This is a genomic window from Leuconostoc mesenteroides subsp. mesenteroides (assembly GCA_009676745.1).
GTDB classification, from domain to species: domain Bacteria; phylum Bacillota; class Bacilli; order Lactobacillales; family Lactobacillaceae; genus Leuconostoc; species Leuconostoc koreense.
The window spans coordinates 1,384,698-1,408,983 of record CP046062.1 but is presented as its reverse complement, the minus strand read 5'-3'; the positions used below and the strand labels follow the sequence as shown (position 1 = coordinate 1,408,983).

Annotated in this window: 23 protein-coding genes and 1 pseudogene; 4 read left to right on the top strand and 20 right to left on the bottom strand. The window is 33.8% G+C overall.

Features of this window, described 5'->3' with window-relative positions:
• The first annotated feature begins 143 nt into the window (after positions 1-143).
• Positions 144-809 (top strand): hypothetical protein, encoded by a 666-nt coding sequence (locus tag GJV51_06950; protein ID QGM25726.1) that lies wholly within the window; start codon positions 144-146, stop codon positions 807-809.
• 179 nt (positions 810-988) lie between these two features.
• On the opposite strand, the gene GJV51_06945 is transcribed toward GJV51_06950, so the two are convergent.
• From GJV51_06945 to GJV51_06915, 7 genes are all read right to left on the bottom strand, one after another.
• Positions 989-1,579 carry an ATP-binding cassette domain-containing protein gene (locus GJV51_06945; GenBank protein QGM25725.1) on the bottom strand — a complete coding sequence of 197 codons (591 nt, stop codon included), beginning with the start codon at positions 1,577-1,579 and terminating at the stop codon, positions 989-991.
• An 11-nt stretch (positions 1,580-1,590) separates the two neighbouring features.
• Positions 1,591-2,346: a hypothetical protein gene (locus GJV51_06940; GenBank protein QGM25724.1), complete on the bottom strand. Its 756-nt coding sequence runs from the start codon at positions 2,344-2,346 to the stop codon at positions 1,591-1,593.
• A 198-nt stretch (positions 2,347-2,544) separates the two neighbouring features.
• Entirely contained in the window at positions 2,545-3,030 is a 486-nt protein-coding gene (locus GJV51_06935) for a prolyl-tRNA editing protein (GenBank protein ID QGM25723.1), read from the bottom strand.
• Positions 3,031-3,217: 187 nt separating this feature from the next.
• A complete protein-coding gene (locus GJV51_06930) occupies positions 3,218-3,628 on the bottom strand; it encodes a hypothetical protein (GenBank protein QGM25722.1) in 411 nt (136 codons plus the stop codon).
• A 33-nt stretch (positions 3,629-3,661) separates the two neighbouring features.
• Entirely contained in the window at positions 3,662-4,174 is a 513-nt protein-coding gene (locus GJV51_06925) for a hypothetical protein (GenBank protein ID QGM25721.1), read from the bottom strand.
• 938 nt (positions 4,175-5,112) lie between these two features.
• Positions 5,113-6,450: an MATE family efflux transporter gene (locus GJV51_06920; protein ID QGM25720.1), complete on the bottom strand. Its 1,338-nt coding sequence runs from the start codon at positions 6,448-6,450 to the stop codon at positions 5,113-5,115.
• Positions 6,451-6,779: 329 nt separating this feature from the next.
• Positions 6,780-7,262 (bottom strand): MarR family transcriptional regulator, encoded by a 483-nt coding sequence (locus GJV51_06915; GenBank protein QGM25719.1) that lies wholly within the window; start codon positions 7,260-7,262, stop codon positions 6,780-6,782.
• 221 nt (positions 7,263-7,483) lie between these two features.
• On the opposite strand from GJV51_06915, the gene GJV51_06910 reads away from it, so the two are divergent.
• A complete protein-coding gene (locus GJV51_06910; GenBank protein QGM25718.1) occupies positions 7,484-8,353 on the top strand; it encodes a hypothetical protein in 870 nt (289 codons plus the stop codon).
• Positions 8,354-8,810: 457 nt separating this feature from the next.
• Here the strand turns inward: GJV51_06910 and GJV51_06905 are convergent, their stop codons facing one another.
• The 8 genes from GJV51_06905 to GJV51_06870 all read right to left on the bottom strand — a co-directional run bounded on the left by GJV51_06905 (position 8,811) and on the right by GJV51_06870 (position 18,182).
• Complete coding sequence (locus GJV51_06905; protein ID QGM25717.1) at positions 8,811-9,467, bottom strand: membrane protein; 657 nt, start codon at positions 9,465-9,467, stop codon at positions 8,811-8,813.
• Between the two features lie 157 nt (positions 9,468-9,624).
• Positions 9,625-10,053 carry a hypothetical protein gene (locus GJV51_06900; protein QGM25716.1) on the bottom strand — a complete coding sequence of 143 codons (429 nt, stop codon included), beginning with the start codon at positions 10,051-10,053 and terminating at the stop codon, positions 9,625-9,627.
• A gap of 181 nt (positions 10,054-10,234) precedes the next feature.
• A complete protein-coding gene (locus GJV51_06895; protein ID QGM25715.1) occupies positions 10,235-12,925 on the bottom strand; it encodes an HAD-IC family P-type ATPase in 2,691 nt (896 codons plus the stop codon).
• 480 nt (positions 12,926-13,405) lie between these two features.
• Positions 13,406-14,641 carry a transcriptional regulator gene (locus GJV51_06890; protein ID QGM25714.1) on the bottom strand — a complete coding sequence of 412 codons (1,236 nt, stop codon included), beginning with the start codon at positions 14,639-14,641 and terminating at the stop codon, positions 13,406-13,408.
• A gap of 121 nt (positions 14,642-14,762) precedes the next feature.
• Positions 14,763-15,368, bottom strand: coding sequence for a hypothetical protein (locus GJV51_06885; GenBank protein QGM26116.1), 606 nt, complete (start codon positions 15,366-15,368; stop codon positions 14,763-14,765).
• A gap of 217 nt (positions 15,369-15,585) precedes the next feature.
• Complete coding sequence (locus GJV51_06880; GenBank protein QGM25713.1) at positions 15,586-16,527, bottom strand: metal ABC transporter substrate-binding protein; 942 nt, start codon at positions 16,525-16,527, stop codon at positions 15,586-15,588.
• A gap of 79 nt (positions 16,528-16,606) precedes the next feature.
• Positions 16,607-17,449, bottom strand: coding sequence for an iron chelate uptake ABC transporter family permease subunit (locus tag GJV51_06875; protein QGM25712.1), 843 nt, complete (start codon positions 17,447-17,449; stop codon positions 16,607-16,609).
• Entirely contained in the window at positions 17,442-18,182 is a 741-nt protein-coding gene (locus GJV51_06870; GenBank protein QGM25711.1) for an ATP-binding cassette domain-containing protein, read from the bottom strand. Before GJV51_06870 ends, GJV51_06875 begins: the two co-directional genes overlap by 8 nt.
• A 390-nt stretch (positions 18,183-18,572) precedes the next feature.
• On the opposite strand from GJV51_06870, the gene GJV51_06865 reads away from it, so the two are divergent.
• Positions 18,573-19,397, top strand: a complete 825-nt coding sequence (locus tag GJV51_06865) for a glycosyltransferase family 8 protein (GenBank protein ID QGM25710.1) — start codon at positions 18,573-18,575, stop codon at positions 19,395-19,397.
• Positions 19,398-19,482: 85 nt separating this feature from the next.
• Here the strand turns inward: GJV51_06865 and GJV51_06860 are convergent, their stop codons facing one another.
• Genes GJV51_06860 through GJV51_06850 form a run of 3 tightly spaced genes read right to left on the bottom strand, consistent with a single transcriptional unit; the run spans position 19,483 to position 22,235 of the window.
• Positions 19,483-20,421 (bottom strand): zinc-binding dehydrogenase, encoded by a 939-nt coding sequence (locus GJV51_06860; GenBank protein ID QGM25709.1) that lies wholly within the window; start codon positions 20,419-20,421, stop codon positions 19,483-19,485.
• A gap of 16 nt (positions 20,422-20,437) precedes the next feature.
• Positions 20,438-21,778, bottom strand: a complete 1,341-nt coding sequence (locus tag GJV51_06855) for an NAD(P)/FAD-dependent oxidoreductase (GenBank protein QGM25708.1) — start codon at positions 21,776-21,778, stop codon at positions 20,438-20,440.
• Positions 21,768-22,235, bottom strand: coding sequence for a MarR family transcriptional regulator (locus GJV51_06850; protein ID QGM25707.1), 468 nt, complete (start codon positions 22,233-22,235; stop codon positions 21,768-21,770). The genes GJV51_06855 and GJV51_06850 overlap by 11 nt, the downstream gene beginning before the upstream one ends.
• A gap of 51 nt (positions 22,236-22,286) precedes the next feature.
• On the opposite strand from GJV51_06850, the pseudogene GJV51_06845 reads away from it, so the two are divergent.
• A pseudogene (locus GJV51_06845) lies at positions 22,287-22,532 on the top strand (transcriptional regulator).
• A 411-nt stretch (positions 22,533-22,943) separates the two neighbouring features.
• On the opposite strand, the gene thiW reads toward GJV51_06845, so the two are convergent.
• On the bottom strand, positions 22,944-23,453 hold the full coding sequence (gene thiW / locus GJV51_06840; GenBank protein ID QGM25706.1) for an energy coupling factor transporter S component ThiW: 510 nt from the start codon (positions 23,451-23,453) through the stop codon (positions 22,944-22,946).
• Positions 23,454-23,508: 55 nt separating this feature from the next.
• Entirely contained in the window at positions 23,509-24,276 is a 768-nt protein-coding gene (locus tag GJV51_06835) for an SDR family oxidoreductase (GenBank protein ID QGM25705.1), read from the bottom strand.
• Between the last annotated feature and the right edge of the window lie 10 nt (positions 24,277-24,286).

The window sequence follows — 24,286 nt, the reverse complement described above, 5'->3', positions numbered from 1 at the left end:
CATACCATTTTTTAATGGAATAAAATGTAAGAGAAAATCTGAATGTTGATTAAATTATTTCTTTCAGCAGGTGCACGCGCACCTTGACGTTCTTAGTAAATAAAGCGAACATTTTTGACTAAATGATGGCGGTTATATACACTATGATAAAAACAATAATATCAAAAAAATTTAAGATTCTCAGTTATTTTATAGGACTCAATATTTTATCTTTAGGCACAGTTTTTTTCACTATTTGCCACTTAGGAGCAAGCCCATTAGTGGCGTTGCCTCTCGCTATTTCAACAATATTACCGATCACATTGGGTGAATCTACATCCGGTATTTTTGCTATATTTGTGGTTATACAACTCATTCTCAAGAAAAAATTTGAATGTAAAATTATTAGCCAATTTATAGTCGCGTTTCTATTTGGTAACATTGTTGATTTTTACAACACTAAAATAGGCCTAAAATATTTAATCTTAACTTCAATCAACCTTAAGGTACTCGTGCTTTTATTGGCTAATATGTTAACAGCACTTGGTGTTGTGATTATGATACGTTCAAATTTTTTATTAAACCCGCCAGATGGTTTAGTCAATATAATTAGTGAAAAAAACAACAATTCGTTTGGTAAGACAAAAGTCTATTTTGATTTGATCATGATTTTATTAACCCTTTCCCTTAGTGTATTATTTATTGGGAATATATCAATTATTGGAGTAGGCACGTTAGTTGCAGTTATTTTAGTTGGTAATTTGGTGAGTTTTTACAATAGCATTTCCAATAAATTTATTTCAGTAAGATTAGATAATAAAGATAAGTAATTAAAACACTTTTAAATCAAATAAATACCACACTAGTTATTGGTAAAATATTAACGTTGACTACTAAATGGGACTCACTGTTAAAGTAAAAAGGCCCCATTTTATTGCCTATTAGTATGTATTGTTGGACAAATGCTTGTTTTGTTCAATAAAAAAACATGTTGCCATGTTTCAAAAAATTACAACGTTATCAAGTTTAAATCAAATTGTTTTAATTGATCAGAATGATGAGAAGTCAGAATGACAATCTTGTGATCATTGATAATCAGGTCATTGATCATACTCAAAATAATGGATGCATTGGTTTCATCTACGCCACTTGTCGGCTCATCAAAAATGTAAACTTCTTTATTTAATAAACACTGACCGTACGTTAAAACAATTTGTCGTTCACCACCAGATAATTGCCCCATTTTAGTATTCCAAATTGGGCTTAATAAATTACTTCTCACAGTGTGTGCGTTTTCATATATTTTCGATTTAGGTTTGTTACTGAGCTTGCTATAAAATGCAATAGTTTGCGCAACTGTCAGCGTTGGGAAAAAATGTACTTGTTGTAGTTGATAGGCAATTTCTTGATAGGCAGGTATTTCTACTTTTTGACCAACAGCTCCTTTGGGTCCTACGCCAGCTATAAAGTCTAGTAGCGTACTTTTACCGGTTCCGTTAGCACCCATAACAATATTCATTTTACTATTTGAAAATGTTATATCTACATGCGTTGAGAGCTGACGACTACCAAATGACACAGAATAATTCTTTACTTCCACACTTTCTCTCCTTACACTCTATTTGCAATCGCATTTACAGAAAATTTGGAAATGGAATAAATACCAATGACTGCATAACATAAACTAACAAGAAGCACTTGTAGCCAAATACTAGTATTAACTCCTCCAGTATTGAATACTATGTTTTGTACTTGTATCGATATTTCAGTCACGAAGCTCAATGGATTAAACAAGTTGAGCATACCAGTAATTGAATAAGATGTTGGCACCGACATTATAAAAAATAATCCAAATAATATTAAACCAAGTAGTATGTTAACTGACTCAATTTTAATTTTGAATATCAGTAAAATACTACCTATCAATGCGATTGGCAAAGCAGATAATAGTGCAACAACCGTTCCAGCAAAAAGTAATTTAAAGCTTAGTTGATGTACGACTACCATCACCAAAATATTGAATATACTAAGCTCAACACAAATGATTACAAATTGAACTAAAAAGATTGCAGTGAGAATTTTTATTTTAGATCCAACAATAAACAGCATTTGCTTATAAAAACCTTGTTCTCGTTGAACAATCAATGACACGACAACATTGTTGAGTATTGTTACAAATATGATATACGCCCAAAAATTTCCGATTACTTCTGCTGTAGCAACATTAAAATGACTTGTCGCAGAAGGAATATTGATATTTTTATAAATAAAGAAAATACTTGGAAGCAACAAATTATATACAAATGCAAACTTATTATCTATTATATTAATCATATAGACTTTACATAAAGCCACTATATTTCTCATTATGTTCTCCTCAATCTATCATAACAATAGTTTTTATTATATACTAATGACAGGTTTTTAGGTAGCCTATACGAAAATAAACAAGTAGTTAAGTTTTAAACAAAAAAAGTCTGATTGCTTTAATCAGACTTTTTACTTACTTGTTTTAATAATGTATTTTGATACATTATTACTTATAACGAAAGATTTAACCAGGACTTATTCAATGATTAATGGTGTATACCCCAATGAATTTAATATCTTTTGTAAATCTGAATAAGAAAAAATTAACGTAGCATTATTAACGTTTGGATGAGCAGAAACAGACGGTAATGTTTGTAAACTATGATCTAGTAAAACTGTAACCAGATGATTTTTATCATAAGGTAACGCTAGCGGTGTCACAATTCCAGATACTACATGTAATACATTTTCCAGCTCATCTTCATCAGCAAAGGTTAATTTACTTCGACTCACTTCTAACTGAGTCGCCAAACTCTTGAAATCAACAGGTTTTTCAGTAGTCAAATATAAATAAAATTGATTACTTTTTTTAAGTTTTAAAAATAAATTTTTGACTTTTGGCAGGTCCTTTGGTGAATTTTGGTCATCCATATGCCAAACTGTACTATGTTCAATCCTTTCGTATTGGATGCTGAGCTCATCGAGTAAGCTTAAAGCAGTTTTTTCTGTTGCGTATTCCATGTTATTGATCTGTCCTCTTTTTATTATAAATTTTAACATAGACTGACCTTTTAAACATTTTTCAACCAAATTTTAACCAATCATATATTTCAAATATTCATATCCCGAATATAAGGTTAAATCTATGCCATTGTAACATTCAAAAAAATACTGGTTATCTCATACCAGTCTTTATCAATATAGGTTTTTAATTAGCCCATACCGTGGATTCTTTGTGCATCAAAATCAACGATTCATCACCAGTACCTTGAAACACAAGCGTAACTGTTTCTTTGGGTTGATTTTTTATATTTCTCCATTTTGCTGTTGTTTCGATAACATCGTCTTTTTTAACTGTTTTTCTCGATATTGGCTTACCATGATCGTGAATAATTTTTAGATACATACTGACCTGGTTACTAGTGTAAGGTTTATCAGCTGACAGGTTTTCACCCGTTAACAAATCTTCATAATCGGCTTTTGACCACTCTTGCTGGTTAATTTTTTTTGATTTTTGCTTCAATTGAATACGTTCTTTCTCCTTATGGTTCTGTATTAAAAACATAGTACTTGTAGCAAGTATCAAAATAGTTATACCAATCCAAACCTTTTTTGCCATCACCGTTCTCCTGTTACTAAAGTATTATCCAATTCATTGAATGTTATTTGGGTCAGCATTCTTGCCATGTTTTTCAATAAAATCCGCAACCGTATTGAAATAAAACCAGCGCTGTTGGACAAGCATATTGAAACTCAAACTTGACGCATCTATATTGTCGTTGATTTTGATATTATCAAATGTGTAGGATGTACCAAATGTACTTTTAACAGCCATTTTATCTGTGTAACTCAAGTTCTCATATGCTGCAATCCATTTTTGAAAGTCATCGAGGCTCCACGTTGTGAAAAAAACATTTGATGAATTATGCCCATGCATCATATCATTCCCATAAGGCACAGAAAAAACATGCCGTTGGTCTGTGGAATGTTGGACATCACTATTTTTAATCTCTGTTGATGAACTCGCCTCGTTAGAAGTTATACTTACAAAGGCAGATTGTGATTTGTTTTTTGTTTCAATCATCTTTTGACCAGTTTTAACTAAGAAAATAATTAGCAGAATGGAAATTGTTGTCAAAAGAACATGGTTTTGTTTATTCTTCATAAATACGCTTAACTTAATAATTCATTTTATAAGTTATATTAACACAAAAGAGTTAAAAATGGCTTTATTAGAACTACTATTTTTGGTTTATCAACATAATTAGTGGTGGGTTTAATTTAACCTATCGAAAAAAATAAATAACAGGCCTTTTGATATTAACGCTTGTTATCTTTTAATTCTAATGCTTTACTAACTGTTATTAAATTATTAATTTTTATATTTAAACCTTTTTATACAAATTGAATATCTGTATCAGAGATTTTATCAAATTTTTTTAAGATCAATGAGCAATAACGCAGTGAAAATTGATTGATGGATAGCATCAATTTCTTTAGAGCTGGTATACGCTACAAATATTTAGCCGCTTTAAGCTGTAATTTAGTTGGTTATTCAGGCGTTTGTTCTTCTCCATATAAAAAATAGCTATCATTATCACTTTAATGGTACAGCATTGTCAAAAAATCCAGATTCGTCTGCACCATGTTAAGTGCCATTTGCTAGGCTGAAAAGTTGAAAATTGAATATTCCCTTAATTTAAAGATAAATTGCGATTTAAAAATATCTCTTTGTCTATTTTATTAATGTACCCTAGTTCTCAGCAAGCCAGGTCATGGCAAATGGATGATTAAATGAACACGTCATCGAGTACCTAATAAATAGTTAGGCTTTTCTAGAAAATATTAAGCACAGCACTGTAAAAAAATTGTGATAATGTACCAACAGTACGATGGTACATTATCACTGATATTTTCTGAGTAATAATGAAAAAACCACATTATATGTGGTTTCTAATTCATCATTATCGGTAAAAATAAGTTTCCTAACGCTCTCTTTCAACTGCTTAGCCAAATTTTAAAAATCTACTGACCTACTCATTATTAAATACAAATAAGATTAAGGATTTTTTCTAAGATTTTAAAAAAAATTTTTGATGCATATTAATTTTCTAACAAATTTTGCCAATTACCACTTTTATAACGTACGTATGAAAGAACCCAATTGACAAACCAACCAACTGGCACAGCAAACCAAACCACTGCAACGCCATAAATTGGTGCAAAGGTAACTGCTCCAAAAACTCGAATAAAAAGATTAATAATATTTGCAATGGTAAATATTTTCATGTCCCCTGCTCCACGAAGAAGCCCGTCAGTGATATTTTTAAAACCAAAGAAAACGTAAAAATACATCATAAAATTTAAACACTTATACCCTGTACTTACAGCAGTTTGTGTTCCTTTAGAACCTAAGAAAATTAAAATTAATTTTTCATCGAAGATATCAATAATTAAGAAACATAACAAAGCACAAATTATAATAATCATAGCTGCTGATTTAAATCCGGCCAATACTCGTTTATAATCATTTGCGCCAATATTTTGAGCAACAAATGATGAAATTGAGGTACCTAAGCTTGCCATTGGCACAATCAGCAATGATTCAATTCTCATTGCAGCAGTATACCCTGCTAAAACCTCTGATCCAAAGCCATTTACTACGGATTGAAGCAATAGCATACCAATTGATACCGTTGACTGCTGAAATATTGAAGGTAAAGCTATATTGGATATTTTTTTTAGAGTATGCGTATCAAAAAAATGATAATATTCTGTATTGAAGTTTTGCAATTGCTTAACCAAGTAAAAAAAGGACAAAATGGCAGATAAACCTTGCGCAATTAAGGTTGCCCATGCGGCACCTTGCACACCAAGATTGAATTGGATAATAAAAATCAGATCCAATATGACATTAACTATCGACGAAAATATCAAAAAATATAAAGGTATTTTGGATTTACCCAAAGAGTTGAAAATTGAAGCAATTATGTTGTACATAAACAGAAAAGGTAAACCAACAAAATAAATTCTTAAAAAGAGAAGTGCCATGTTTAAAACATCACTTGGCGTATTTAGAAGAAGTAATATCTGTTCACCAAAAATAATACCAAAGATACTGAGAACTATACTCAAAATCAAGAAACTAATTAATGAAGTCCAAACTGTTTCTTTCATTTTTACATAATTTTTTGAGCCAAAATGTTTAGAAACGATTACTGATGCGCCAACACCCCCACCCATAGCAATACAAATAAAGACCGTTGTTAGAGCGAAGGAAGAGCCAATAGCAGCCAACGCTTTTTCTCCAACAAATTGTCCTACAAGGGCAGAGTCCACCATTGTATATGCTTGCTGAAATAACCCTCCTAGAATAATAGGTATCGAAAATACCAATAATGCTCTACTCGGATTCCTTTTGATTAAATAATTATCTTCCACAAGTAAACTCCTATAATTTTTTTAATTAATATTATATTGTTATAGTTAATTTACTCGTATTGGCTGGATAATTGCGGGGTTTAGCTTTTTTTGCAAATTCAAATACAGCTATATAATTATAATTATTTAGCTTCATAATTTTTAAATTTTTTGAAAATATTATACCCATTTTTTAATAACGCAACCTAAGTCAGACATAAAAGCAAGTAGCTTTTGGAAGATATTTTAATTTTTTTATGTAAAATTGTCCAATAGTTGTTATCTTAACATATTTTAAATTAGCTGTACATATTTTATACCTTTAGTATTTTATTGAATGTATAATAATTTTACCCCTTAATTTCCTCTTCGGTTCTCGTTACTCCACCGTACAATTTCATTATTATCTTGTAAAATGTCTGAATCTCTTCATCAGTGTAATCAGAAAATATACTATTTAATTTTTTTTGATGCATTTCTGAAATGATTACAGAATACTTTTTTGCCTTTAGAGTTAATTTTATTTCAGTATTTCTTTTATTCTTAGCTTCATGTTCAATAATGATAAAACCTTTTTCCTCAAGACATTTTGCCAGATTTTTAACATTTTGTCTTGAAGACCCTATAAGTTCCCCTAGCCTTGTGAACGTTGTTTTATCATCAGAATAAATAATCATTGTGAGTAACATAAATTGCTTCAGTGTAAGAAAATCATCTGATTTATCAAAGATTGTCTGTAAACGATTTTGTAATATTATTATACTAGCAAAAATTCCTCTGATTTCTTTTTCTCTTGTACCGGAAAAGTTTTGAATCATATCTTTAATGTCCATATTATTAGCTCCTTTTTGACCTATTTACATTATAGTAACATGTTGCTATAATGTAAACGAGCTTTTCTTGCAATTGTCTATCTTTATCGATTGGATAATACTGGAACTAACTATACTACTTGAAAATACCATAATTAAGCGACGATTATCCATAATGACGTTCATGCTCACAATGATAGCCTAATTACTTTGTAGCCATCCCATTTTACGGAGAAATAAATATGAATTATAAAAAAATTAATAATGTACTGATTATTTTGATAATAATGCTGTCTTGCCTATCAGGAGCATATGGTATCTTTTCTCACAATAGCATCAATACGGGCATGATTATTTCAACTGTTCACAAAGAATCTATTGAGTTGTATGGTAAAGGCATATATCATAACGAATCGCTGGCAATGGCCATGCAAGCGAGAGGTCAAGATATAGTTACATTGTTAATTGCAATACCCACGCTGGGTATCTCTTTATTCTTACAAAATAGAAACTCTGTCAAAGGCAGATTTCTGGTAACTGGAAGCCTAGGATATTTTCTATACACTTACGCCTCATATTGTTTTGTTGCTATGTACAATTCCTTATTTTTAGTTTACATAGCTATATTTAGCCTATCATTTTTTGCCTTTACGTTAAATTTTTCTTCATTCCACTCAGAGGAAATCATTTATTTATTCAGAGATTTGAAATTCCGAAAAATGATTGGTGTATCTATTATACTTTTCAGTTTGCTCATTAGTTTAATGTGGCTTGGAAAAATCATTCCTACGACCTTTAGTGGTGTTCCTTCGGGATTGGAGCATTATACGACTTTACCCATTCAAGCAATAGATTTGGCCATCATAGTCCCAATCACTATTATTGGCGGGGTTTTATTCATAAAACAGAAAAATCTTGGCTACTTATTAACAACAGTTATCATAATCAAAGACGTTACAATGTTATTAGCTATTGATGCTATGATTATTGTTATGATAATAGGAAGCTTCAAAACCTCAATTATAGAAGTAATTATTTTTCCATTGTTTACTTTATTTTATATTTTCAATTTATATTTATTAATTAAATCCATTAAAGAAGTGACAGTTTAGAATGGACATAAGAACTAGATAAATTACTATTTAAAAGTCATAATTTGAGCGTTTTTTAGAGAAAAATCAGAGATCAACTGGGCTAACAATTACTGCGCTTCCCACTAAACTATCACCACTTTTTTAGAAGATTGTATTGTATCCAATTCAAAATGATCACATTCTTAGTACCATTTGAATATTTGTTTGTTCTCTAGCAAATATAATCTTTAAATCCTATATATCGATTCTATTTTTTGTAAAAAATTGTACTAAAAATAAACCACAGTATTTGACAAAACTGAATACGGTATCTTTAAAATCAATTTTCTTCGTTGTTTTTACGCAAAGAACTACTCAACGTAAAAATAGATTCGTCAATAAGTGTTGTTAACTTTTAAGCCTTTTTGAAAATCAAAATTAATTCTTATCCATTAATGAAGAGGGTCATATTAAATCACTATTTTTATTTTCTTGTTCAGATGCGCTTACGAGGAATAGTTTTGGTGTAATATTTTATTTTTTTAAATAGCTGACGCCAGTATTGCACAATATAACCGGTTAATGTAGCAATTAAAAAGGTGCCAATACCAAGTGGCCCACCAAATATAATGGCAACTATAAAAAATACCAAATCTTGAACAGATCTTGTCAAACGATAACTAGCCCATTTTTTTTTGTTAAACAATGGTGCAACCGCATCGTACGGCGAAACACCAAGATTCACACTTGTATATATACCAATTCCTAATGAGAATAAAAACATACCAGTACTAAATAAGAATATGTTTTCAAGATAAGAAGAAGTTCCAAACCAATGTCTAACTACAGGTTCAAATTTCGGTGTAAAATAAGCAATAATATATCCTGGTAATGACATATTGATTAAAGTACCGACACCAAACTGTGTTTGATCAAAAAACAAAACGGCAAGGAATAACAGTGCATTAAATGCTAGCTGATAGTGTCCCAAGTTCCAATCGAAAGTATTTGATATACCAATATCTGTTGCTGTCGCTGGATCAATGCCCAAGTTAGCCAAACGGAATAAAACAATCCCAAAGGCAATAATAATAGTGCCAATAATAGACAAACAAAGGCGCAAAGAATATAAACTTGATTTTTTATTGAACAAATTCTGTTCCTCAACTTATTATTTATAAGTAAAGTTTAAATGGACAATTACGAATTGTCAATTCGTGATTTAAGTATTGTATCGAGCTTTTAATTATTCCCGTACAATTTCTAAGATAAACCCTAATTCAATAATATTTTCGAATAGAAATTAAAATTTAAACAACTGATATCTCATTTGAATGATACGCATGGTTAGCATTATCCCAAGCATGAAATAACGTATCATTGTCTTTGTGCATTATATCTGGGTATTGAGTTGTTAAATAATTTTTTCGCTTACCGACTTCAAAATATTTTACCGCATTTGGCTTCAATTCATCACTATTCATTTTAACAATTACCAAATCAACATCGGCATTCGGATTTGGTAGACCAGTATTTATAGCTGTAAAAGAAAGTTTTTCTAGATTGTCTTGGAATAGGTGCCATAGCTCTTTACTGTTTGAATTAGTCAACTGGTTCGGCAGCCATATAACATCGTAATAGGTCAGTTCCTCATTGTATTTATTACTAACAATATTATGAATGACCAAATCAATTTGTGATTTTATAAACGTATACTCTGTACTTGGATTTTTAACCATAGCTTGATCCTGCCCTTTGTAGTTTAATGATTAGTTTAATTATATCGATATAAGGTTAAATTAAGTTAAAAATTCTTTTGGAAAGAGTGACTTTTATATGGATTCCATAACAAATAAAATAGCAGTCACAGTCAGTTAGGCTGTGATTGCTATTTTCTAAATGATATCTTTTATTTATATACTATCGGTTTACAATCATACGACGATACTTATCTAACTCTGTTACGATTAGAACTATCAAACCTGTTGAGATGATGAACAACCAGTCAGAAAGTGATAACGCAGCTGTAGAAAACACACCTTGCATAAAAGGTACATACGTAAACAGTAACTGTAAAATAATCATAGCACCAATAGCCGCAAACGCCATTGGATTCGTCCAAAATGTTTTACTTAGCGCTGGTGCCTCTGTTCTGATATTAAACATATAGAAAATTTTACCAAAAATAAGTATGTTAACAGCCATTGTACTTGCCACAGAAAAACCTGTGATATCATCTAACTGTTCAAAAACGACAAGAGCTACTGCTGCAATAATGACACTAACATAAACCATTTGGAAAACATCGTATCGACTCATTAATTTGGCCGTTGTTTTCCGCGGTGGGCGTTTCATCAATCCTGGTTCGGCTGGCTCAAATATAAATGCTAATTGTAGCGTCAAAGCAGAAACCAAGTTAATCCATAGTAATTGTGTAGCAGTTAAAGGCATTGGCTGGCGCATTAATATACTAAAGACAACTATCAACCCTTCGGCAAAACTTGTAGGTAACAAGTATAAGATCGTTTTTCTAATATTATCATATAAACGTCGGCCTTGCTCGATAGCCACTTTAATTGTTGAAAAATCATCGTTCGCCAAAACCATATCCGCCGAATCTTTCGCAACATCAGTACCTTTAATTCCCATTGCTACACCGATATCAGCCTTTTTTAACGCTGGTGCATCATTAACACCATCACCAGTCATGGCAGTTACCAATCCAGTTTCTTGATAGGCAGATATAATACGTAACTTATCTTGTGGCGTAGTTCGTGCGAAGACATCATAATTTGTAACAACCTTAGCCAACTGATTATCCGTCATTGCTTCAACTTCTGATCCAGTAATAGCTTCAATTTTGTCGGCCAAACCAAGCTGTTGCGCGATGGCTTTGGCTGTATCAGGACTATCGCCAGTAATCATTTTGACGCGAATACCGGCCTCACGCATGTCGCTAATAGCATCAACAACCTCAGGACGTGGCGGATCAATAATAGCAGCTAATCCTAAGAATGTCACACCTTGAGCTTCAAGTGTTTCGTGAAGGACTTCTGACGTGTTTGAATCCACATCAACATATCCCACAGCAATTACACGTTTTCCAGATTTAGCAAACTTTGCTGATACTTTTGTCCAATACTCGTAGTCAAAATTTGAATCTTTCCGAGCTAATGTGAATAATCTATCTGGCGACCCCTTAATGGCGACAAATCGCTCTTGATGTTTGTTTTCAACTAAGCGAGCCATATATCGATAATCAGAATCGAACGGAATACGGTCTAACTCTTTTAATTTAGGTGTTTTTTGTCCAAAAGCCTTGTAGTAAGCTGAGAGAAATGCAGCATCAGTCGGTTCACCGTTAATGGTCCAGACACCTGCTTCTTCGGTTAAAAAAGTATCATTCGCTTGGTGTCCCATTGTTAAAAACATTTCAAGATTTTTGTCTTGTGTTGCATCGACAATTTTGTTGTCGAGAATAATATCACCATCGGGTTCATATCCAGTCCCAGTAATCGTATAATGATTCTCACCAATAATAATATCTTGAATGGTCATTTCATTTTTCGTTAATGTTCCCGTTTTGTCAGATGCAATAATGTCTATTGCACCTAAGGTTTCAGCAGCGGGTAACGTTTTCACAATTGCGTTCTTTTTGGTTAACTTTTGAACACCGGTTGCTAAGATAATTGACGTAGCTGCTGGTAACCCTTCTGGCATTGCACCGACGATCATCGCAATAATAGCCATAATCAAGGTAGATAAGTCATATATTTTTAAAAACCAACCCAAGGCAAACATGATTATAGCCACAGCGATAATTAGCCAAGAAATGCCACGACCTAAACTATCTAATTCTCTTGTTAATGGTGATTTTTTATCTGAAACATCAGCAACGCTTTGAGAAATTTGACCAATCTGTGAATGGACACCGGTATTTACTACAATTCCTGTAGCGCTACCATTAGTCACAGCTGTCGATGCATAAGCCATATTACTACGCTCTGCCAATGGCACATTTTCAGACAAAATAGCTTCATTTTTGAGAACGGAATCAGCCTCTCCTGTTAGAGACGACTCCTGGATACGCAAATTATCAGCATCTATAATTCGCAAATCGGCGGGAACATTATCTCCAGCCTCTAGGTAGACTAAATCACCAGGTACTAGTTCTCTAGCCGCAACATCAAATCGTTCCCCATCACGAATAACAGTGGCTTCGACAGACAACATATTTTTTATTTTATCTAATGCATTACTAGCATTCACTTCTTGTAAATAGCCAATTAACGCATTAATTAATACAACTAATGCAATAACAACTGAATCCGCATAGTGTTGCATAAAAAGTGTTAACAATGCAGCTACTACTAAAATATAAACAATAACATTATTGAATTGCCGTAAAAAAATCAACCACTTCGGAATAACTTTTGGATTAACCTCATTATAACCGTTTTTTTGTAAGCGATCTTTTACTTCTTTGTCTGATAGGCCGTTAGGATAATTGGCATGTAAATCCTTGACTACCTTAGACCACTCCTGGTGGTAAGACTTTGCTGAGGACGATAACGGAACGTCGTCATTTACCTCTTTCGACTTTGTGTTCATATTTTGATACACTCCTTTAAGAGAAAATATTCTTTGCGTCTTGCTGTTTAAGGTTGGCCGCTAGAAAGTAAACAATCTAGTAAGTCAGTTTCCCACGCACATGCGCCGCTACTCCCGCAAGGTTGTTAAATTAAAAACACATTAATTCATAGTACAAGTGTATCATGCTATTTTTTTATTGTCTAATATAGTGATTTCATTTCTTTCTTATCTTTTATCGGACAAAGAACCTGTCGAAAACAACAAGTAAAGTAAAGCAACTAAAAGTAAAAAATTTTTATATTCATTTAACATTGTCGCAGTATTATAATTACATACCTTAACAGAGGTATACTCCACTATTTATAATAAGAATATATTTTCTTTCTCCCTATAAGATAATATTCTTTTCTCTCCCAAAAAGCAGCCCCCTCCCAAGGCTGCTTTTTATTATGTTTATAAAAGAAACGTTAAATAACATGTCTTTTTCTAATGCTACATTTACTCTTCATGCAACTGCATATTTTCGTCAGTATTGTTTTCTGGATACAATTGATCTGCGGTACCTACTTGAGCTAAATTATTTTCTGTAATATGACTACCAAATTCATTTCCAGTTGTAGCTGCTTTTAAATTCAAACTACTTCTAACTTTGTCCGTTATTGCTTGTCGCTGTGCAGTGGTGACACGTTGGTATGAAATACCTTCAAATGTCTCACCTTGTCCTTGAACAGTATATGAAACAATATGCTTTGAAGCATTAAGGTAGTTAGTACCTAATTTCAACATATCTTCCGATTTTAGATTAGAAGCAATGTTTTTTGTCGTCGAATTTATGAATTTTAAATTAACTACTTGAGTCGGATTTTGCTTAACTCTACTAATAATTTGTTGCAATAACAAGCGTTGTCGTTCAGTTCGGCCGTAATCACCCTTTGGATCTTGATATCGCATTCGAGAAAACGCCAAGGCTGCCTGTCCATTCATTTTACTATAGGTTTTAAAATTTTCACCATCAGCAGCGTACTTAAATGTACTAACGCCCTCCGTAAACTGATACAAATCTTTGCCACTTTCGTGGGCAGTTTCTTGGCTAAAGGCAAACGTTAAAGGTGACTTAACTTGCACACCACCAAGTTGCTCGACGACATCCCCAAGCCCACTCATGTTGACCATAGCGAAATAGTTGATTGGAAAATTAAACATTTTTTGTATGGTATCCATTGTTGTACTTACACCATCCCCCAACGAAACATTCTTATCCGAAGCGGTCTTAAATGCATAGGCAGCATTCAATTTTTGAGGAAAACTGCTCTCAAAACCAGAAATAGATGTCATGATATCTCTTGGAATAGAAATTAAAGTAGTTGTCTCAGATTTGGGATTAACAGTTACAACCATCATAGAGTCAGTTAAGCCTACACGACTACGATCTGTGCCAAATCCACCGTCTGTGCCAATATCTGTGCCCAAAACTAAGAAAGATACTGGCTTTTTATCCTGAATTAATTGTGTAGCTTTTTTTTCAGAATCCAGACCTGTTGATGAAAATGATTTACTAAGCGTGTTATTTAAACTATAAAAATAGTATGCAGCATAGCCAAAAGCAGATAGTAACACAGTAGTCGCTGCTAAAACGATATACAATTTAAATGATGAGCTACGTTTTTTACTATGAAATAACGCCATACGGCTTTTAGTAACTGATGGCGTATTCATATCTCTATTTTTCTTCATTATTCCCCGTTACCCCTAAATTTTGACGAATTGTCTATTGGATGCTATCCATTATAACATACGGTTTCTTGAAAATTAATGAAGAATGTTTCGAATTTTAACTACTATTGTCTTGCAATATTTAGTCATCTTCGTCTTTTTCTATAACTTGACCATCACTTGCATCAAGCTTAACTGTCACATCAGAATTTTCGTCCTTTAATGTAACTTCCCAATAAGTGCGACCATCATCTTTTTCCAAAGACCATTCCTTTAAGGAGCCACCGCCGGCAACATCCTTGGCCTTATTTACGGCACTTTCTAGAGATATAATATTATCAAATGCTATAGCATCATTATTTTTAGTAGTACCATTCTTTTCATCAGCATCCAACTGTTCGGTGTTGTGAGCGATAACTTTACCAGTATCAGCATGAATTTTTAATGTATACGCTGTATTGTCATCTACCCCTGTAATATCATAATGTTTCGAAGATAAATTTTTTTCTAATTCAATTGACGTGATAGACGTATTAGGATATCTTTTATAAAATATCCTTCTTATTTTAGCTAGGCTTAGCAAGGCATCATTGGATGAAATTTCATTAGAAGAACTAGCATTAAAAGTAGTGTCGGTTCTTCTTGGAGTATTAGTATTGTTGTGATTAGAATACAGCAAATATACAATGATTATCAACAATAAAGTGATAACAGCTAGCAAGACAGTAGTTAACCATTTTTTTAACAAAGCATTTCTTCCTTTCATTGTTCAGATAGCATTCGTCGTTTATTGTATTTGGCTTATTGTATCATGACATCAAACTAAATCAGTAAATGACGCCTTATTTTTGTTCATTGACAATGTTTATTTAAGATAGCCAACTAAAGTTTAATAACAATAAAAACGCCACAGCAGTTTGAATAGTTGTGGCGTTTTTATAAAAAAGATTGACACTGTTTTTATTTTACTTTGACAGGCCTTCTGAAATCTTATCCAGGTTCCATTTCATCATACCGTAATAAGTATCCGCTGGCTGACCTTTTTTAGCCAAAGAATCCGTATAAATTTTTGAATAAATAGGTAAGCCAGTTTCCTTAGAAACCTTCTCCATTGCCTTAGGAGACACTGAACTTTCCACGAATAATGAAGGTACATTAGTAGCTCTAATTTTCGCCAATACTTGTTTCATCTGCTCGGGTGTACCTTGAGACTCTGTATTGATTTCCCAAATAAATGCTGGTGTGATACCATAAGCTGCTGAGAAATATTTAAATGCACCCTCAGAAGTCACTAATAATTTCTTATTTTCAGGAATATTATTGAACTTATTTTTAGCACTTTCATCTAAGGAAGATAGTTTCTCAACGTAGGCTGCTGTTCGCTTCTTATATGTGCTAGCATTATCAGGATCTTGAGCAATTAATACTTTTTCAATATTTTTAACATACTTGATACCGTTTTGCATATCCAACCAAGCGTGAGGATCTAATTCATTTTCCTTCCCTTTGTCAGTCAGATGCTTAGCTACCACGCCTTTTGAAACAGCAAACACTTGCTTGTCTATTTTCTTTCCTGCATTTTGATACATTTTTTTGAACCAACCAGAGCCCCCAGTTTCAAGGTTTAGTCCATTGTGAAAGAGTACATCAGCTTCTTGTGCTGCTGAAATATCTTGTGGACGCGGTTCGTATTCGTGCGGGTCAGTACCACGTGGCACGATGATATGTAAGTTGACTTTATTACCAGCAACTTCCTCAACCATGTTACCAATAATCGAGTTTGTCGCAACAACTTGTAACTTATCATGTTGACTTGTTTTTCCGCCTTGACTACTATTAACAAACCACAGCACACCACTTAATATGACAACAACGGCCACTACGATAATACTCAAGCGTTTAATCATTTTCAATTTCTCCACTATATTCTGCGTAATATACGCTGGCTTTGATAATTCTTTTTGTTTCAATTTAGACTACTTTGATTTAAGACTTTCTTTTAAAGACAATGCCTTGTTTTGGTGAAAAAATAAAGGCCAATGTAAAGAAAATTGCTGCTGTAAGAACAATTGCTGGACCTGATGCCCAGTTAAATGTGAAACTTAGGTACAACCCTACAATCGAGGATATGACAGAAAAGACCGCAGCAACAATCATCATATGAGACATACGATTCGTTAATAAGTAAGCTGTAGCTGCTGGTGTAATTAGCATGGCTACTATTAAGATAATTCCGACCGTTTGCAAAGCTGTCACCGTCACTAACGTCAAAACAAGCATTAGAGCGTAATGCATAATTTGAGTTTTAAGACCATAAGCTTTAGCAAAGGTGTTGTCAAATGATGTGATAAGTAACTCTTTATAAAAGATAACAACAAACAATAATACTATGGCAAGCACAATTGCAGTAGTAATTAAATCATTGTCAGAAACAGCTAGGACGTTTCCAAATAAAATGTGGTGCAAATTGGTCGCAGACTCTGCTAATGAGATAAGAATAAATCCTAATGCAAAGAAGGCAGAAAATACAATTCCTATGGCTGTATCATTTTTCAACTTTGACTTCATCGTAACAACACCAATTAATGATGCTGCTAAAATACCGAAGACAGAAGCACCGAATAACAAGTTAATTCCGAGCATGTATGCAACCGCAACGCCAGGTAATACGGCGTGCGAAATTGCATCACCCATTAAAGACATGCCTCGCAATATGATGAAGGATCCGATGATTCCTGACATAATACCAACTAATATTGATGTAATTAGTGCTGTTTGCAAGAAATTATATTTTGTTAGTCCGTCAATGAATAATTCAATACTATGCATGTTGATCCTCCTCTTCAAACAAGATCGATGATAGATCACCACTAAATGCAGAGGCAATGTTTTCTTTTGTGAAAACATCGGCTGTAGCCCCATATGCAGTAATACCGTGATTGATAATCACCAGATTATCAAAATAAGTTGTTACTTTATTCAAATCGTGATGTACAACAATAATGGTTTTCCCTGCAGTACGCCATTGTTTTAAGATAGCCATAATATCAGCTTCAGACTTCATATCTATACCGACAAAAGGTTCGTCTAAAATAATAACATCAGCATTTTGAACAATTGCACGCGCAACGAAAACACGTTGCAATTGGCCACCAGACAATTCGCCAATTTGTCGTTGGCTAAACGTAGATAATTTAACGTCTTCTAATGCTTTTTTGGCGGCATCTTTTTCTTTCGTGCCGGGAATATTAAACAGCCCCAAATTAGGGTACGTGCCTGTTAAAACAGTATCAAAAACGTTGATTGGAAAAGTTAGATCTAAAGCAGCACGTTGCTCCACATAAGCAATTTTTTTTAACTGCTTTGCGATTGGCTCGTCGTGTAATGTAACTTTACCATTCTGCTTGTTTATCAATCCTAAAATGCCTTTAATCATTGTTGATTTTCCTGCACCGTTAGGTCCGATGATACCGGTGATTTTACCAGGCTCAAATTGAATTGATAGGTTCGTGAAAACCGGTGTGCCATCATAGGCCACCGTCAAATCGCGGACTTTAATCATAGTTTTCTTACTCTCCTAATGTTCTTCGCATTAATTCGAGTGTGAGCTTTTAAATTTAGAGTGTTCTCAGCCAAAACTTTCGTGCACGCAAAAAAGGCGCGTTTAAAACCTACAGTTGAAATAAGTGCGTCGTAACATTGTTTATTTTCGAATTGATGAACTATCAACTAGCTGCTTCTTGGCTGACACAGCTAGTTGATAGTTTCCAATTACAATTTAAGTGTATCATGGTCGTCTAAAAATGGCTATCAATTAGGCTTGATGCTTATATTAAAGGTTTTTCTGCATCTTTCTTCTGTTTTTTCGTACTTCTAATAGAGAATAGATACTGTATAATTTATATTGCAAGTATTTTATCAATAAACTGCCAGATATAAGGATCTCATAATAATGAAAGAAATAAGCATTTTAGTCACTTTAGACAAGTCCTACATAAAGCCCTTAAAAGTCATGCTCTTATCGCTGAAAGAAACAAATGTTAAATCTAGGTTTTCTATTTGGCTGCTACACGACTCGATATCAAAAGCCGAAATCGATGATTTTAAAGGTTTTACAGACAAATTGGCGTATGACTTTCATCCGTTAAAGATTGACGCAACTTATTGGCAAACTGCCCCTACGCTTAAACAATATCCAACGGAAATGTATTATCGATTACTTTGCGCTGAATATCTGCCAGCTGATTTAGAACGCATTATTTACTTAGACCCTGACACTTTGATATTAAATCCAATTGAAGCACTATGGTCGATAGACTTAAAAGGCAATATGATAGCAGCAGCAAGTCATTTGGGGCTAACGGGAATCAATCAAACCATTAACAATGTTAGACTGCGCACTAAAAATGAATACTTTAATTCCGGTGTGATGCTGTTAGATTTAAACAAAATGCGCGCAAAAGTTCATAAAGATGATATTTTAAATTTAATTAGGGAACATGCCAAAGAGCTGGTACTTCCTGATCAGGATATTTTAAATTATTTATATGGTGATCAAATCTTGAGTATACCGGAAGAAGTTTGGAATTTTGATACGCGAGATAATATCGTTCACTTTGCTAAGAGCCGTGGTCAGGTTGATACAAACTGGGTGATAACTAACACGTCTATTTTACATTTTTGTGGACGTCCGAAACCGTGGGATAAACACAATATTAATCGATTCACTATTCTTTATCAACATTATCAGCATATGCTAGAACTAAACTATAAGTGATATTCTATACACAAAAAGCACAGCACTAGCTGCGCTTTTTTAATTCAGTAATATAGACTTAACTAATATAAACAAGTATTTATTGCTACTCTTTAATTTGAACAACTACTTTTCCTCGGGCATGGTGTGTTTCGCTGCGCTCGTGGGCTGATTGAATGCCGTCTGTAGTTAATGGGTAAAGAGAATCCACTACAATTTGAAGCTCACCTTTGGCGATATACGACGCTAAGATTGATAAATCTTGCCCGCTCGGGTTTAACCACCCTTCTGTCACAGTTTTGTCTGATGTTTTTTTCTGTTGATCAGTTAACTTGTTGGAAATAGTGACAAGATGTCCACCGGATTTAAGAATAGCAATCCCATTATCAACATCACCAACTGTGTCCAACACAGCATCGAAATCAGATAACAAATCTTGAATATTGTCTTTGTGATAATCAATTACAAAATCTGCCCCTAAAGATTTCACAAATTCATGGTTATTTTGGCTAGCAGTTGTTACTACATATGCACCAAGCATTTTAGCCAGTTGAATTGCATAAATACCAACGCCACCAGCACCAGCTTGAATTAATATTTTTTGATTGGATGATAACTGAAGTTTTCTCAGCATTTGTAAGGCAGTTAGCCCAGCTAAAGGAACAGCAGCAGCCTCAACAAAACTAATATTATTTGGCTTTAGTGCCAATTTATCCGCTTTAACAGCTGTATATTCTGCATACGAACCATTCATTCTTCTTGTGTCAATATCTGGTCGAGAAAACACTGGATCTCCAACTTTAAAATTTGCTACCTCAGATCCAGTAGAAGCAACTATACCAGCGATGTCCCAACCTAGAATCACTGGGAATTGCCATGGAAACATCTGTTTTAAAAAACCTTCTCGCGCTTTATAGTCGATTGGGTTAATACTTGTGGCCATGTTTTCTACTAAAACTTCGTCTGCTTGTATTGTCGGAACAGGTATATCGATAACTTTCAGCTGTTCTCTGCCACCATACTGATCAATGACTGCTGCTTTCAAAATAAAATCTCCTTAATTATGCTAAATAATTTGAAATCATTGGCAATATAATACCTGAGTCAGTTGGAAACGCATAAATTTGCGATTTGATATCCGAACTTGTATACTGCTGATTAATCACAGGAACTAATGCATTGACAACCTCTGGAGCAAAATCACCGATTAAAGCTGCACCAACTAGCTGCTTATTTTCATTGACTACGATTTTAATGGCTGCGTGAACATCGTTCTTTGTCTGAAATCGCATAACTCTTCCATAAGGAATTTCATGTACCTGTAGGTTCTCATCCTTAGCCGCTTCGTCGACGGTTACCCCTATTTGTGCTACACGAGGTAATGTAAAAGCTACTGTTGGCACCACAGAGTAATTTATGGGTTCCTGATTACCTAGTAAAACGCTGGCAATATAATTCGATTCAAAAGTAGCAGTTGGTGTCAATCTTGGTATTGTTTTAGAAATCACATCGCCACTAGCGTAAATATTGTCAACAGAAGTTTGTAAATGATCGTTAACTACAATACCTTGCTTATCATACAAAACATTAATGTCGTCTAAGGCTAATTCTTCAATATTGGGCACACGACCTGTTGTATCCATAACATAGTCAACATGATACGTTTCTCCCTGCACTGTATCAACTTGATATTGTCCATTGTCAAGTAACGATACACTTGAAACAGCTTGGTTGAATGTAAAATGGATACCTTTCTCGGTCATATCCTCAACGACTTTTTGAGAATAGACCTTATCAAATCCATTTAAAGCATGGTCCCCGTATTCAATTAAAGTAACATCGCTCCCAGCAGCATGAGCAATTGAAGCAAATTCCATTGCAATATAACCCGCGCCAACAAATACTATGGACTTTGGCATATCAGGTAAGTCTAGAAAATCTGTACTGTCTTTCATAAATTCTGAACCAGAAATTGGTAGTTTTGCGGGTCGCTGTCCAGTAGCAATCACAAATTTTTCAGCCTGATAAACTTGATCAGCAACAACAATTTTTTCATTATTCAAAAATTTAGCATGTCCATTAATAATATCAATTCCATCAACAGAAAGCATGTGTGCTAAACCATCCGATAAAGGATCAATCACTTGGTGCTTATAAGCCATCAATTCTGGCCAAATGATGTTGGGCGTGTCATTAATTCCGATACCGTGATAATGCTTCAAATGATGCACCATTTCAGCTGGACCATCTAACAGTATTTTGGCATTACAACCAAAATTTGTACATGTACCAGCAACCTTATTTTCTTCCACTAAGGCTACTTTTTTTCCTGAACGAGCTAACGTTTGTGCTCCGTGCCATGCAGCATGACCACTACCAATAAAAATAACATCATAATTCATTTTTCATACCTCTTTTTTCTTGTATCATATTTTTTAGAATCTGATTAAGGGCTTCATTGTCTCGCAATACTTCACCGATTGGACGTCCACTTTGATGTATTAAGTTGTCACGTATATTTTTTATCTCAGACAAAATATGTTCAAAAGTGGTTACCTTCTGATCAGAAATGTTTAAAACTTTGACACGTCTATCCTGCGAACTCTGTGCTTTAACAACCCAAGACTTAATGACAAGTTTCTCAATTACAGGTGTTAATGTATTACTTGACAACTCAAGCTCGGCACCGATATCCATTAATTTCACCGATTTCTGTTTATAAATAATCAGTAAGCTCATATATTGCAAATATGATAGCTCATATTTTTCTAGTACATAACCATACAGATGATGAAAATAACGATTTGTATTGTATATTGATAAGCACAATTCATCGTAAAGATGTTCATCTTTATCCATAATGTAACCTCCTAAATAATATTATATCGCGCACGACATATATGACAACTAATATCACTTCAAATTAAAAATTGTCGAATAAAATCTATACTACTTTAAGGAACAAAATGTTTTCCAGAACTAAAAAGTAGTTTTGTTGGTATCAATGAAAAGATGTTAACCTAAAGTTTAAGAGAGATGGGAGAATACGAATTCGTTAGTCGTCAGGTTTTTGCAGTAGTACCGCTTAAAGTAGGGTATAGTTTATCTCCTTTTTGCCAAAGTATTCGTCCAGCTATTGACTCAATGGCTACTTGAGGCAGTTTTGATCTTGACAAAAATCCAGACAAAAGAAAAAATTTATTAGAACAATAAAATTAAAGCATATGTATTGTTCGGATGATTGTACTATAAAAAGCAACTATGTTAAAAATAGTTGCTTTTTTCTTAGTAACTGATATGCCGCAGTATATAAATAGTTTCTTTACTTCACCATTACCAGCTTTTTCAAAATCAGCTCCTATGGTCTTTACCAAAAATTGTTATCTTCATGGTGATCTTTAGTCACTTATTTTGTTTTATACAATAATTATCGTACATTTTCAAACTAATTGACAATGAGCACTTTAAAGTTATTTAGTATACAAAAGTAACCCTGTAATATTTCTTTGTTAAGTGTTGAATAATGACGGACCATAGCCTACACTATACAAAATATTCATAACTATGCTACCCAATAAACAATCTCTGAATTTCTTTAAAGGTATTTATTTTTAGCAAATTTACTAAAATAAAATAAGCGATAGCTGACCCAATTATGGTTGCACCTACAAAACGGGGTGTATACAAAAGCCAGTACAAGTTTTGTTGTTGTCCGGTAAACCACCCCATCACTGGAACTGAAATTAGTGATCCGATAATTCCGGTCCCAAGAAATTCACCAAACATTGCCCAATACATATTACGGCCATATTTATACAAGATACTCGCACCAAAAGCTCCAAAAATCGAACCAGTCAAAGCTAATGGTGGTATACCCAACATTACCATTCTTATTATTCCAGTGACTACCGCCATAACAACTGCATATGCTGGTCCCATAATTATACCAGCAATAATATTCATGACACTGGACATTGGTGCCATTCCCTCAATTCTAAAAATTGGAGATAACGTGATATCTAGCGCTATTATAATCGTAACGACCATTATTTTTGTTAACTTAATATTTTTATTCATTATGCTTTCTTTGTTCATAATCCATTGCGTTTTTATTTTTTAATTATTATATTGATTAAAGCATCGTTAGACCACCATCAACGAACAGGCATTGACCGGTCATATTGTTTGACAGATTGGATGCCAAAAATACGGCCGAACCTGCCACATCCCCTGGCGTAGTTAAACGTTTAGTCGGTGTTTGCGCAATAAGTGCTTCGCGAATATCACGGTGTGTATACTGACTAGCATCTGTTGGATATGTCAATCCTGGTGCGATAGCATTTACTCGGATACCAAAGGCGCCTAACTCGCTAGCCATTGTCCTCGTCAATCCAAGAAGTGCAGATTTTCCGGCAATATAATCATGATAGGGAATTGATGGCGATTTGACTAAATTACTAGTCATATTTATAATTCGACTACTGTTATTAGTTTTTAATTTTGATAAAGCACCTTGAGTAACATTTAAAACCGCTTTTATACTACCTTCCATTTGATTTTGGTAGTCAACCCACTGCAGTTGGTCGAACATTTTTCGATGCTTGGGATCAAATCGATATTGACTTAGCGCATTGTTTACAATGATATCAATCGTACTAAAATTTTCAAAAATATCGTACAGCATGTTATTTACTTGTTTTTCATCACGTACATCACATGCTATAGCAATGGCTTGGCCACCATCTGAAATAATTTCTGAAACAACTGCGTCAGCCTTTTTGGTATTTCTCAGGTAATTGATAATAACAAAGGCGCCTTGTTTCGCATACTCTTTGGCAATAGCTGCCCCAATTTCTCGACTGGCGCCCGTCACCAGCGCAACTTTATTTTTCAATAACATTTTTATTTTC

Bases quoted from the DNA above. Each gene is read 5' to 3' on its own strand.
- GJV51_06950 (QGM25726.1), top strand. From the start codon at position 144: ATGATAAAAACAATAATATCAAAAAAATTTAAGATTCTCAGTTATTTT.
- GJV51_06940 (QGM25724.1), bottom strand. From the start codon at position 2,346: ATGAGAAATATAGTGGCTTTATGTAAAGTCTATATGATTAATATAATA.
- GJV51_06935 (QGM25723.1), bottom strand. From the start codon at position 3,030: ATGGAATACGCAACAGAAAAAACTGCTTTAAGCTTACTCGATGAGCTC.
- GJV51_06930 (QGM25722.1), bottom strand. From the start codon at position 3,628: ATGGCAAAAAAGGTTTGGATTGGTATAACTATTTTGATACTTGCTACA.
- GJV51_06925 (QGM25721.1), bottom strand. From the start codon at position 4,174: ATGAAGAATAAACAAAACCATGTTCTTTTGACAACAATTTCCATTCTG.
- GJV51_06915 (QGM25719.1), bottom strand. From the start codon at position 7,262: ATGGACATTAAAGATATGATTCAAAACTTTTCCGGTACAAGAGAAAAA.
- GJV51_06910 (QGM25718.1), top strand. From the start codon at position 7,484: ATGAATTATAAAAAAATTAATAATGTACTGATTATTTTGATAATAATG.
- GJV51_06900 (QGM25716.1), bottom strand. From the start codon at position 10,053: ATGGTTAAAAATCCAAGTACAGAGTATACGTTTATAAAATCACAAATT.
- GJV51_06895 (QGM25715.1), bottom strand. From the start codon at position 12,925: ATGAACACAAAGTCGAAAGAGGTAAATGACGACGTTCCGTTATCGTCC.
- GJV51_06890 (QGM25714.1), bottom strand. From the start codon at position 14,641: ATGAAGAAAAATAGAGATATGAATACGCCATCAGTTACTAAAAGCCGT.
- GJV51_06880 (QGM25713.1), bottom strand. From the start codon at position 16,527: ATGATTAAACGCTTGAGTATTATCGTAGTGGCCGTTGTTGTCATATTA.
- GJV51_06875 (QGM25712.1), bottom strand. From the start codon at position 17,449: ATGCATAGTATTGAATTATTCATTGACGGACTAACAAAATATAATTTC.
- GJV51_06870 (QGM25711.1), bottom strand. From the start codon at position 18,182: ATGATTAAAGTCCGCGATTTGACGGTGGCCTATGATGGCACACCGGTT.
- GJV51_06865 (QGM25710.1), top strand. From the start codon at position 18,573: ATGAAAGAAATAAGCATTTTAGTCACTTTAGACAAGTCCTACATAAAG.
- GJV51_06855 (QGM25708.1), bottom strand. From the start codon at position 21,778: ATGAATTATGATGTTATTTTTATTGGTAGTGGTCATGCTGCATGGCAC.
- GJV51_06850 (QGM25707.1), bottom strand. From the start codon at position 22,235: ATGGATAAAGATGAACATCTTTACGATGAATTGTGCTTATCAATATAC.
- thiW (QGM25706.1), bottom strand. From the start codon at position 23,453: ATGAATAAAAATATTAAGTTAACAAAAATAATGGTCGTTACGATTATA.
- GJV51_06835 (QGM25705.1), bottom strand. From the start codon at position 24,276: ATGTTATTGAAAAATAAAGTTGCGCTGGTGACGGGCGCCAGTCGAGAA.